Annotated in this window: 7 protein-coding genes; 2 read left to right on the top strand and 5 right to left on the bottom strand. The window is 61.7% G+C overall.

Annotated elements, in window-relative coordinates:
• Window positions 1–129: 129 nt before the first annotated feature.
• The 3 genes from ACO1XS_RS10585 to ACO1XS_RS10575 form a co-directional block, all read right to left on the bottom strand.
• On the bottom strand, window positions 130–1,089 hold the full coding sequence (locus ACO1XS_RS10585; protein ID WP_486390638.1) for a hypothetical protein: 960 nt from the start codon (window positions 1,087–1,089) through the stop codon (window positions 130–132).
• A 289-nt stretch (window positions 1,090–1,378) separates the two neighbouring features.
• Entirely contained in the window at window positions 1,379–3,319 is a 1,941-nt protein-coding gene (locus tag ACO1XS_RS10580) for a leucine-rich repeat domain-containing protein (protein WP_486390637.1), read from the bottom strand.
• A gap of 62 nt (window positions 3,320–3,381) precedes the next feature.
• Window positions 3,382–5,730 carry a leucine-rich repeat domain-containing protein gene (locus ACO1XS_RS10575; protein WP_486390636.1) on the bottom strand — a complete coding sequence of 783 codons (2,349 nt, stop codon included), beginning with the start codon at window positions 5,728–5,730 and terminating at the stop codon, window positions 3,382–3,384.
• Window positions 5,731–6,921: 1,191 nt separating this feature from the next.
• Here ACO1XS_RS10575 and ACO1XS_RS10570 point away from each other — a divergent pair.
• Window positions 6,922–7,044, top strand: a complete 123-nt coding sequence (locus tag ACO1XS_RS10570; RefSeq protein ID WP_486390635.1) for a hypothetical protein — start codon at window positions 6,922–6,924, stop codon at window positions 7,042–7,044.
• A gap of 665 nt (window positions 7,045–7,709) precedes the next feature.
• Here the strand turns inward: ACO1XS_RS10570 and ACO1XS_RS10565 are convergent.
• Complete coding sequence (locus tag ACO1XS_RS10565) at window positions 7,710–8,207, bottom strand: hypothetical protein (RefSeq protein WP_486390634.1); 498 nt, start codon at window positions 8,205–8,207, stop codon at window positions 7,710–7,712.
• Window positions 8,208–8,643: 436 nt separating this feature from the next.
• A complete protein-coding gene (locus ACO1XS_RS10560) occupies window positions 8,644–9,702 on the bottom strand; it encodes an alpha/beta hydrolase (protein ID WP_486390633.1) in 1,059 nt (352 codons plus the stop codon).
• Between the two features lie 468 nt (window positions 9,703–10,170).
• Between ACO1XS_RS10560 and ACO1XS_RS10555 the strand changes: the two genes are divergently transcribed.
• Window positions 10,171–11,994, top strand: coding sequence for a CPBP family intramembrane glutamic endopeptidase (locus tag ACO1XS_RS10555; protein ID WP_486390632.1), 1,824 nt, complete (start codon window positions 10,171–10,173; stop codon window positions 11,992–11,994).
• Window positions 11,995–12,090 lie beyond the last annotated feature (96 nt).

The raw sequence follows: 12,090 nt of genomic DNA, 5'->3' as shown, positions 1-12,090 counted from the left end.
CGGGTTTCCCCGACCCAGGTCTCCGAGACTACCGGCCGGCGCTCGGCGAGAAGACGGGGCCGGCGAAAAAGCGGTGCTACGAGCGAAACCGCGCCGGGGGCCGCGCAGATGCGGCCTCGTTCGGTGCCCTCAGCGATCTTCCTTAAGGAGCTGCCAGAGCGGGCGCGATCCTTCGCCATGCCGCCGGGAGCCGGCAGAGGACAGCGATTCGACGTCGGCCCCGCCGAAGCGGCTCGATCGGCCGCTGTCGCTAAATCGGCCGCTGTCGCTAAATCGGCGCGACAGGCTCGGCGTGCGGTCGATTCGTCGCGACGACATCGCCGAGGCGACAGAGTATGGATCGCTTGGCGCCACACTCGGCGCGGGGCGAAATTGAGATGGCGGAAGCGGCGCGACCATATCGTCGCCCTCGCGCAGATACGCGCTGTATTCGCTGTTCAGCGAGGACGAAGCGGAAGGCAACGAACTCGGCGGCGCGAGTCTGCCGCCGCGCCGCGCGGCGCGCACGGCGGAGAGATCCGAAGGCGTCAGGCTGCTGACATAGCTGGGTACGATGCTTCCGGCGGCGCTGCTCGAGTCGCGACGCCGGTTGCGCAGCAGCGTCAGGCTGTCGACATGACTGAACACGCGGCTCCCGGCCACACTTCCTTGAGTACTGCTTGCGTCGCTCGATCCCTCGTACGAGGTGAGCCGACGCGACGACGCCGACGAATAGCCCAGACGGCCGTTGCCGAGCGCTTCGACGACACTGCCGCGCTCCGACAAGTGAAAGCTGCGCTCGCTGGGCGTGCCCGCTTGCGACAAGACCTCAGCGATCTCCGAGCGCGGCTCGCTGCCGGCGACGGAGCGACGACCTGTGGCGTGGGGATCGATATCGATCCATCCGCTGCTGCTGCTCTGATGTTCGCTCGAGGCAGCCGAGAGACGACTTGCGTTGGAACCTCGCCCGCCCACGCTGAAATTCATGTCGATCCAACCGCTGCCGCTGCTATGGGTCGAGCCGCTCGCTGACAGCGACGGCGTCAACGAACGTGAGGTAGCCGATTCGTAGACGCTCTCCGCGACGCTGCCATATTCGCTTGCGGACACCGAATGCGTCTGGCTGGCGACGCTGCTGCCTACCTCTGAACCAGCGGCAGGGGTTCGTTCGCCGCCTACCGCGGACACAAAGGATCCGCCCGCTGTCGACAGACGCGAAGCGAGGCGACCTAACGATGCGTTGCTCGGGAGATTGCGCTGCGAGCCTGACGTCGACGATTGCCTATCGTCGTGCTCGGGCGCGGTATAAGCCGAGTGAAAGCTGGAAGTGTTGCTGATGCTGCTTCGCATGATAAGTGGCCTTTCGTGTTGAAGAGAGAGGGACTGTGTGACGCTGCGCTCAATCGATTCTGAATATGGACATCATCTGCTCGAACAGATCGATGCCGCTTGTCGGCGCGGCTTCGGAATCGGTGTGCGGCGGACTGGACCAGGCGTAGCTGCTGTAATCCCGTGTCTCCGGGTCCGCGCCGATTCCACCGTATGCCCACGGCGCGCTGCCGTAGGGTGTCGCATCCGGATCGGACTCGGTCTCCTCTTGCACCGGCGGTGTCGATGCAACCCAGGGCGGCATGCCCGCCGCTGGAGGGGCGGTTTCGCTAGTGGAAGTCGATGCCGCCCAGGCCGGCGGCCCCGAGGTTTCGCGCGTCTGCTCGTCGGCCTCGAGCCGGGGGCGAACGGCCTCGGCCCAAGGCGGTGGGCTGCGCAACGGCTGTTCCAAGTGGGCCCACGACGTGGACGTGGCGTTCGCGGGCATCTGCGGCTGCGCCGCTGTCGATGGCATCGACGGTACCGCCATCGACGGCCCCGGTGCATGAAGCGACGAAAGGACCGCTGCGGCATTCGGCGCCGTGTTGGGTTGCGGCGGCCGAGAGAACTGCATCAGCAGATTCGCGAGCGCGTGGACATCGAGGTTCGGCGGCACGGCCGCAGGGGTATCGAAGTTGAATTGCGGAGGCGGCGCGGCCGGAAGGGCGAACCCCGATAGACCGAGATGAGGCCACGCACCCCAGGTGGCCGCATAGGGCGCTTGAGCGGGTGCCGGTGGCGGGGGCAGCGGGGCGCCGTAGCGATCGGCATACTCGTGCGCGCGCTCGTCGAGCCAACCATCGACGGGCTTGGTCCATGCCGGTTGCGGTCCCAGCGCGTCGGCCCCTGGCAGTTCCGGTTGGCCGACACGTTCGAGTCCGATCACCTGTCCCGGTTGACCGTGTTCGCGTATGTACTCGTCCGCGGAATAGACCGATCCGAGGTCCGGCGCATACTGGCCGACGGCTGGCGGTCGCTCGCTCGCGCGGACAGGACGATCGCTGGCCAGGATCCCGCGCCCGGGCTTCAGGCGTCCGCTTTGGACGAGCGCTGGGCGGATCTTGGTGTTTTGCGTGTGGACGACGATCTTCCCTGTTTTATTTCTGAGCGTGTGATCTTCAAATACGCTGGCGTATTCGAATCCCCCGAATTTCGTCGGCAATGTCGAGAGGTCGCGGTTGTGCTCGAGATGCAGCGTCATCGAGTAGGCTGGATTGGCAAACGTGATGGGGAGTCCCGTGAGCTTGTTATAAGACAGATTGAGGCTCCGGAGCCCGTGAAAGAGCTCGCTCCAGCCATTCGGCAGTTGCCATATCTGATTGTTCTTGAGGTTGAGCTCTCTCAGGTTCGGCAGATTTTTCATCGACGCCGGGACCTCGGAAAGGAGGTTGCCTTGCGCGGAAAGCGTGCGCAGATTGATGAGCCCTTCGATCGTGTCCGGCAACCGCTCCAACTTGTTTCGATCGAGGTTCAAATAGGTGAGCTTGGTCAGTTGGCCGATCTCCGGCGGAAGGGATGGCAACTTATTGTCTTGCAGCTCGAGGCTGTGAAGCGAATGCATCTCGCCGACTTCTTTCGTCAACCGCCGCAAGTCGTTGTTCTGCGCGTCGAGCGCCTTCGTTTTGTTGAGCAAGCCAATCTGCGTCGGCAATCGCCTCAAGCCAAGACCCGATACGTCGATCTTGGCGGCGCGTTGTTGCGCCGCTGCGACGAGACGATTCACCGCCTCGGTGCGCCTTTCGGTGGGGTACCCGTAGTTGGCAGCCCAACCATCGAGGCCTTCCTTGAACGCGGTACGTTGGCGCTCGCTGAGTCCTTCGAGCGGCCCGCCCCGGTTGAGGCGTCGCGGCGAACCGGCTTCGTTCTGCTGCCTTCCGATCGCGGCTGCGCCGCGATCGTTTTTTCGAGACGTTGGCGGTGTGCAATTGACCGCATGTGCGCCGCCACAATTAAGTAGTCCTAATTTTTTCATGAGAAATCGCCGCAAGTGGCAAGCCGTCGCATTCGATGGCCTACGAGTCGTTTTCGCCGTACTTAGAATCCGTAGGAACCGCGCCAGGCCGCCGTTGAGGCGGACTGCTGGCTCGCCAGATATTCCTTCCAGAACGGTTGTTCCTTAATGAACGCCGAGAGCTTGCGGCGTCCGTTTTCGTCTTCCGCCCGATGCACTTCCCGAATGATGTCGAGCATGACGGACCCGGTACGTTCCGGCGAAACGATGTGAGCGAACATGCTTCTGAAATGCGGGTTTTCATCCATGTTCTTGCGCAGAGGCTCGAGCCCGAGAATTTGCAGCTCGCGCGAGACGATGGTCTGATAGACGAGCGCGATCTGTAGCGGATCATCGGCCAGATGGGATTGGCTCGGATCGTTCAGCTTTTTTTGCTTATTGATGTTGGCAACTGTTTCCGCCAAGTTGCAAATGACATGTTGCCTGAACAACATGATGCCGACGCGCCATACGTTGATGCCGACGGTTTCCCCGGGAATGCCCATGGAACCCCGCAATTTCGCCTGTTCCAAACGCTGCTTTAGATGGTCGCCTTGCAGGTAAAGACGCTCGCGATAGTGCTTGGCGAGCCCGTCGAGCGTGTTGTGCTGAACCTGCTCGAACCCGAGCATATCCAGTTCGTGCTGATGCGCCTGATTGATTGCCGGGTCCGAAAAATCGAACCACGAATCGTTGGAGCCCGCCACGTTGAACGGCGCGGAGTGCACGTGCGGCGTCGTCGCCGGGCGCTGCATCAGCGAGGCCGCGATTTGCAGCGCCTGGGCATAGGCTGCGGCTTGCGGGTCCTGTGGCGTGTGCTGAAATCCGCTCGCCGGAAGGCCCGTACTCATCGGCATAGTTGGGAACGTCTGGGTCTGTGCCGGCGCCGGCGCCGGTTGCGGTTGCGGTTGGGGTTGAGGGATTTGCGTGGACGGGGGCACGACCGTTCCCGGCGGTGTAGCCGAAGAAGACCCGCTGGGCCGCCACGCTGAGCCCATTTGCATCGGTATGAACGGCTGAGGAGTCGCCGGCGGAGGCGTTTGAACGTTTACTGCGGCACTCGCACTGGATGCGTCATTGGGCATTTGCACTGGCGGCGCTGTTCGTTTGCGCACGAATGCGAATGATGGCGCGTCGCTCTCTGAAGAGGACTCGCTGTAGACCTTATATGCTGGTGCCTCGTTTTGCTGCGTTGGCGGTTGCTGCGTCTGTGCCTGTGGTTGTGGTTGTGGCTGCGGCTGTGGTTGTGGTTGTTGCTGGGCGTGGTGGGCCATATCGTGGCCTGCCGTTTGCCGCACAAACTGGTCGAACGCGGCGCCGCCCGTCGGACCCGATGTCGTCTGTGCCGCAAACAGTTCGGGCATTACGTGCGCCATCTGCGCGATCGGGCGTTGCGCGAGCTCGTCGACGGGAGGCGGGTCGGCTTGCACGAACGCGGGCGACTCTTTGTGGTAGAGCGGCTCGTAGACCGGCACAGGCGGGGGCGGCGCGCCCGGTGCGTCTGTCAAGCGCCCATCCGTTACCAGCGTCTCCGGCAGCGGCGTGTTCGCTATACGGATTTTCAGACTGTTCGAAAGAACTTTCGAAACGAGCGTATTCGTTCCTTGTCGCGTGATCTGGAAGCGGCGTCTCGACGCATATTCGAAAGGACCGAAAGTGTTCGGCAATGTGCTCAGGGGATTGCCCTCTACGCCGAATTCCTGCAGATGCGGCAGGTTTCCGATCGATTCCGGAATGGCGCGATCCTCTACGCTGTCCGGATGATCCGCGCTCGGCTCCAGATCTGTCAGCCGGTTCCGATCGGCCTTCAGCGTGCGCAATTTGAGGAGCGATCCGACTGTGTCCGGCACCACCTCGAAGTGATTGCGGGAAATGTCGAGTTCGCGCAGCGATGCGCACTGAGCGATCTGAAGCGGGAGGTCGGTCAACATGTTTCCGCTGAGTTTCAATTGCTTGAGCTTGCTAAGTTTGCCGATCGTGGACGTCACGGCACGGAGCGCGTTGTCTCCCAGGTTCAACGATTCGAGCTTCGTCAGCGCGCCGATGGTCGCGGGGACCTCGGCGATCGCGTTATGCGATGCATCCAACGAGCGCAGATTCTGCATTTGCGAGATCTGAGTCGATAGGAAGGACAGTTCGTTGCCCGACACGTCCAGCCTTTGCACTTCGCTGAAGCTCAATACGACTGGCGGAATGGCCGGCAGACTGTTGCCGGACAAAGAAATGCTTTTTGCGGTGCTTGCTCGCGTCATGAGCGATTCGGGCAGGGACGTGAGCGCGAGATGATCGAGCTTGACATCCTGGCCGGGTTTCGCGTCGGCCAATCTGTCGGCTGCCGTCTGGCGGCGCTCGTTTCCGCGCCTTCTCGAGTTGATCCAATTGAGCGCTTCCAAATACTGTGGATCGTCTCGGCGGGTCTGCTCGGCCGTCCGTTTGCTTTCGCTTCGCCTCGACAAACTGATCGGGACCGAAACGCCCGATACCTTTTTGCAATACATTTAGTGACCTCATCAAAGCTTTGTTGATGATTCGTTACCCGGTCCTGGCAATTCATTGCGTGAACGCCGGATGCAGGTATCCGACCCGCCATGCGATAGGCATGCGGGTGTTGTGGACAAGCCGGGTGGCGCGAGTGTCAAGCCGAGGAACTGGGCTCGACGCTCACGTCCTGTCGATCAGCTCATCGCCTCGGGTTCAGCGAATTGAAGAACCGTTTCAGCGGGGGTTGTTGGCCATAGATCGACGGGCCGCGCCGAGAGGGCGCAACGGATGGCTGGTACGAGGGTGCGACGGAGGCCGTGCTGCTATCGGCGAATCTGACAGTGCGAAGTCGCGAAGGGAGCGGAGGCGGGCGGCGCGAGGGCGGAGGCGCCTCCGTTACGGCCGTTGACGGCGTGATATCGGATACGCTCAACTCGACATCGGGTTGCCACGTCATGGAGGCGCTGTTCGCCGGGACAGAAGACCAGTCAATGTCGCGCGCTCGGTTCAGGCGCTCCACGAGTTCCGCGCGCTCAACGCTACTGCTGCGGCTTCCGGCCTCGGACAGATTGTCCGAAATCGAGTGCAGGGAACTGACGCTGCTTCCGGACCTCGACGGCTTGTCCGAAATCGTGTGCAGGGAACTGACGCTGCTTCCGGACTTCGATGGATTGTCCGAAATCGTGTGCAGGGAACTGACGCTGCTTCCGGACTTCGATGGATTGTCAGAAATCGTATGCAGGGAACTGACGCTGCTTCCGGCTTCCGACAGCTTGTCGGAGATCGAATGCAGCGTACTCGTGCCGCTCCCGGTAGGTGCGAGAGGGAACCCGCGGAAGCGTCCTCCGTCCATCGCGGTGGCAATGGCAGCGCGTTCGGAGTCGTTCAAGCTGCTGGCTATCGAGCCGCGATCGCTAAAGCGCGTCGGCAGATGCCCCTGCGACGAATGTCGGCTGCCGGCTTCAGACAGTGCCACGCTGACATCGGAGCGCGAGCGTCGCGATTTTTGGCTCGACGATCCCGAGTGCGAAGATAGCGGCAGGTGCGACGACGCTATGGAGCTCGCAGTAGATGGCGGCAGGTGCGACGACGCTATGGAGCTTATGGAGCTCGCGGTAGATCGGTTGTCGAACGATCGGTTATCGGCCGAAGCGAACGATCCCGCACTCGAAGTGCTGGGCGTACGCACGCTGCCGGCCCATTGCGAGTATTCGTTCTGGTCGTAATAGGGATTGCCGGCATAGTCCGAATAGTCCAGCGGTCCGCCAGAGGCGACCGAACCGAACTCGCTCAACGTATTCTGGCGTACCGCGAGCGAGCCGAATTGCCCGTTGGACGAGCGTGTGCGCCTCTGCGATCCGGAATTGGATCGGTTCGAAGAGGCGTCGTTGGCTTGGGAGTAATAAGTGGAGTGCGAACCTGATGAACCGCCGATGTTATTAACCATATTGTTGCCTTATCGCGTTTTCAGTGCTTGCTGGGAGAGGATGCGGATACATGATTTTTCTTGCAAAAAGGTTTGAACTCGTCGATCGAAGCAGAGCCTTCGGCGAGTCGGCTATTCTCGGTAAGCGGGGTTCGCGGAGCTCCGACTCGCGACGAAATTGCGGGGATGCCGGCGAAACGAAACGAGTTGTTCGCTGCTGTCGCCGGATTCTCTCCGTGCGTGGCGTAATTGCGAACCGGGCGACTGAATAATCTCCGATTCACCCCGCTGAGCGAACCGACATTCGAGCGTCGATTCCCTCGAATCGCCGTCGTTTGCCATCGAATCAGCGTCGGTTTTTTGTCACGAGAGGAACACTATGAGAAGAGTCGGTGGCTCATCCAATTCAAACCCTTATCACTCCCAAGCAAATGACTCCCGGACCGATCGATCCGACGTTTCGTCTCAACGACGCATGCGCTCGTCGGACAGCCGATTCGATGCATTTCGGTCGCGCCATGCCGCGAACAGCGAACTTGGCTCGGTGGCGTCCGAGTACGCTGAATCGAGCAACCGTTCTACGCGACCCGGCGCATCGACGGATACGAGCGGCCGCACGTCCGTGTCCGGGCGCGATACCGAATCGGTGAGAAACCGGGTTCGGTCGACCGCCTTGACCGGCCGTCTCTCTGAAGCGGGCAGCAATGTCTCCGAAGCGGGCGGTAGTCGATCGCGATATAGCAGGCCTTCATCGAGCAGTACGCGCTCGGGCGCGACGGGGGCGCCCAGCCAATTCCGTCCTGCGCTGCCAAGCGTCGTGGAAGCGCTATCCGAGGCGGGCAGCACGCGCAGTACGCAGAATGCGGAACTCGCGTCGGAGCTCGGGCGGCTCTCGATGCTCCCGGAGGACGAAAGGGAACGCGATCCCGCTTTTTCAGAGCTCGTATCGGTAGTTGGCAGCATGCTGTCCGCCAGGGAGCAAACGCCGAGCATCCGGCGAGGTGGAGGTACTCGCGCGTCGACGACCGGCTCGCGCCAATCGACGATCGCGACGACGCCCGCCTCGGTCCCACCATCGTCGCAAGCGAGCGGAAGCCGGCAACAAGCCCGCGGTATTCATGACCGGCCTCGGCGCCTGCATCCGTTTAGTCCGGTCTCGTTGTCGTTGCCGCCTGCTCCGGAGCCCGACCGCAGCTACGCTGAAACACTCGAAGACAGAATCGCTCGGCGGCGGCAAAGGCGACCTCACCTTGCCTCACAAATCCCTCGGCCCACCGATTCGTAATCGGGGTCATGGTTGCAGTGGCGCATAAGCGCGCTGGCGCCCCAGAGGGCGCCAGCCGACTGCCGCCTCGAAGGGGCAGCAATTTTTCAGTACGCGTAACGTATCGCACCCAACTCAGGGCGTAATCTTTGCCGTCGACAGCAACCATCCCAGCGAAGCGCTATACCAGAGCGGCGCCGTAACTTCGAGATTGATGTCGTGTCCCGAAGCGGGAACGACGAACGACGTCACGCTTGGGCTCGCGCTGTAATACGGTCGTTCGGCGCTTTGCAGCGACGCGGAGGTCGAACAATCGGCGGCACCATTGCCGCAAAAGATCACGTCGTCTTGCCCGTCGACGATGAGAATCGGCACGTTGATGAAGGCCGAGTAATACGTCGCCGAACCTTGGCCCGTTGCAAATACCCCATTGAGTTCGGTTTGCGTGGCCGTCTGCTTCGTCTTTTCGTCGAGTTGAACGACATTCGGATCGGTCGTCGCCGGGTAATAGAACATCGCCTTTCGTGCGCCGGGCCGCGTGGTCAGATAGCCGGCGTCGAGGTCCATATTTTGGAACGCGGGATCCTGCTGTGCCGGGTAGATGTCCTGCGAAAGGAGGGTGCCGATCGTCGAACTCATCTTGTGTCCAATGCCGGTCAGGATGACGGCATCGACGTCGCGATATTGGCCGGCTTCGACCCACGACGTATAGGATCCGAGCGAATGACCGGCGAGAACGACATGCTTGAACGTATAGCCGTTGATCTGACCTTGTCGTAGCGCCTGCACCAGCTCGTGCGCGACATAACCGTTCGAGTTGACCGAGATATCGGTGCTCACCGGGTGCGAACTGAGCCCGTCGCCGATCCGGTCATAGACGAATACGGCGTAGCCCGCGTTCGTCATGAAATTGCGATACGAATAGACTTGGGGAACATACGGCCAATCCCAGTAGTGGTGATCGTACGTGGCTCCGTGCACGGTCAGGATGACCGAATTGGCTTGGCCCGATGGCGGCAGGCAGAGCTTGCCGGAAACGGAATAGCCCTTGGGCCCGCCCTCGGCCAGCGCTACCGGTACCGCGACGGACTGGCAAGTCGTCGCAGCGCTCGCCTGGGCGAACGCGTTATCGCAAACGAACGATGACAGCCCGAGCGACGCGATTGCAACGAGCAGTGTCGATGTGCGGGACAAGCGCTTTCCGGCGCGCTTTGCGGCTTTTCCAATCGGCGTTGTTTCCATCATGTATGACCTTTTTCGAAGAAAGTTGAAGACGAGCGACGACATGCGCTGCGCGGCGAACTGCAGCGCGCAACGCTCGAAGCGCGTCGGAAGATCGGATCGGTCCGTTTTGGAACGAATGTGAGTGCCGCGGCGGGGCGCCGCGTTCGCGACAGCGATGGCCGGACCGGAGCTTATGGTAGACAGGCACCTCTGTCCCGGCGACGCTGATCCTCGTAGAAAGGGTGCCGTTAAATCGCCTTCACCACGCCAGTTGTATGCGGTGTTCCCGAGCCGCATAAATCGCCAAATCGCGCCGCATTGACGATCGTTAAAGATCGGATGAATGTCGCCGTTAACAGACGACGTGGGACGATGCGCCGCCCGTCGCGCGACGACGCTGCAATTCGGATTTGACGAACGGCTTGCGGGGGAAAAACGATGCTCCGGGGGATACTGAAAACGATCGCCGCGCTGGCGTGTTGCTATGCGCTCGGCGCATCGGCGAACGGGACGGATACGATCGCCCCGGCGCCCGATCTATTGCAATCCCCGGAGCGGGCGGCCGGTATCGTGTCCGAGCATCAGCGCGACAGTTATCGGTCGGTTCTCGACGCTTATCGCGCCGGGCTCGTGCAACATCCGCATGATGTCGCGCTTGCAGTGGCGCAATGCGGGTTCATTCAACGCTTCGCGTGGTCGGAAGACCTGGAGTGGAGCGATGCGGCGGCGAACGATTTCACGGCCTGCCAGCATATGCTCGACGAGCGCTTTCCAGGTCAACCCGAGGCCGCGCTTTTCGTGCTCGAGCATCGCTACGGCAAAGACGCGCTTGCTAAGGGCGAGCCGTTGCTCGCGCACTCCTCGGAATGGACTCCGGCGCAGCGTACGCGGCTTCATGCGGCGCTTTCGCGCGCCTATTCGGCAGTGAAGGACGAGAAGCACGCGGGCGAGCAAGCGCTGCGCGCGGTCGAACTCGATCCGTCGAACCCGTGCCTCGTCGAGGCGCTGCGCTATCTCGTGCGCTCGAGGCGCAGTGACGAGGCGCAGCGGTTGCTGGCCAGTGCGCCTGTCGCGAAGACAATCTGGCTCGAAGCCCAACGCATCAATACGGCGGCTGAACTGTTCCCGGGGGCGCAGGCACGCGACGAACTCATGCGAGCCCGGCATGCCGGATTGAAGATCGATGCCTATACGTCGGCGCGCGCGTTGTTTCGGGCCGGCGATGTGGCGGGCGCCGAGGCGGCGCTCGCCGCGCAAAAGCAGCCATCGAAATTTATGACACCGCAAAATCGCCAGATTCGACTCGATGTTGCGTTCAATGCGGGCAATTCGCTCGCGGCGGCCGATCTTTTACGCGACGAATACGACCGGACGCACCAAGCGATGCCGCTCGTTCCCGCCTACGCGCGCTTGCTCGATCTCTCCCCGAAGATGCTGATGCGTGCCGATCTCTTGCCGTTCGCCGGCGCGTTGATCTTGTACACGGTCCTGTTGGTTGCCGCACCAGGTTTGCTGTTGTTTCCCGCTCACTATCGCGGCCTCTTGCGCGCACGGGCAAAAAAGGTCAGCGAGCCGCTTTTCGGGCGCATCGGTTTGCGGCATGCGTGGTGGGCTTTGTCGTCGATGTATTTCGCCCTGTATGTGTTCGGCGGATTTCGCGTGGGTACCGCATCGCTATCGCCGGCTCACGGCACGGTGCTGCGCGAGGGCTGGCAACAGGGCGTGGCGATCTCGTACATCTGGTCGCTCGCCGTCATGGCGCTGGGTCTCGCATGGGTGGCAGTGCGTTTCTCGCGGCGCGAATGGCTCGGCAGCGGCGAATGGAAAAAAGCCTGGTTCGTCCCGCCCGCGCTCTATCTCGGGTGGTGCCTATTGAATTTTGTCGCCAGCCGTCACGCGATGCCGACCGGAGGCCCCGGTGTCGCCTGGCAATTGGCATGCGTTACGGGCGCGCATTCGATAGGCGGTCTGGCCCTGCCGTTGCTGATCTTTGCGGTGGCCGTGCCCATTGTCGAGGAACTGATTTTTCGGGGTTGCTTGCTCGGAGGATTGTCTCGCCATATCAGCTTCGGGTGGGCCAACGTCATGCAGGCCGCGCTTTTTGCGGCGCTTCACAACGATATGTCGCACTTCGGGCAACGATTCGTCCTCGCGCTGATCGCCGGATGGTTAGTGAGGAAAACTAAAGGGCTTGCGCTGCCGATCGCCATGCACGGCGTGGTCAACATGTTGTTCGTATTGGCGGTTGTCCGGAACCTCTGAAGGCCGAGCTTTCGTTTTGTAATGGAAACCGAACGGCCGTAGGGAAGACCGAAGGGCAGAAAAAACACGTGTGCGCTTTCGCTGCACAATTCGGCC

This window comes from Trinickia sp., from assembly GCF_057351765.1.
The sequence above is the reverse complement of the archived record's forward strand: the minus strand, read 5'-3'. Positions and strand labels throughout refer to the sequence as shown.

What these genes read in the sequence shown, in the direction of transcription:
- ACO1XS_RS10580 (WP_486390637.1), bottom strand. Translation starts at nt 3,319, where the DNA reads ATGAAAAAATTAGGACTACTTAATTGTGGCGGCGCACATGCGGTCAAT.
- ACO1XS_RS10570 (WP_486390635.1), top strand. Translation starts at nt 6,922, where the DNA reads ATGGAGCTCGCGGTAGATCGGTTGTCGAACGATCGGTTATCGGCCGAA.
- ACO1XS_RS10565 (WP_486390634.1), bottom strand. Translation starts at nt 8,207, where the DNA reads ATGCTGCCAACTACCGATACGAGCTCTGAAAAAGCGGGATCGCGTTCC.
- ACO1XS_RS10555 (WP_486390632.1), top strand. Translation starts at nt 10,171, where the DNA reads ATGCTCCGGGGGATACTGAAAACGATCGCCGCGCTGGCGTGTTGCTAT.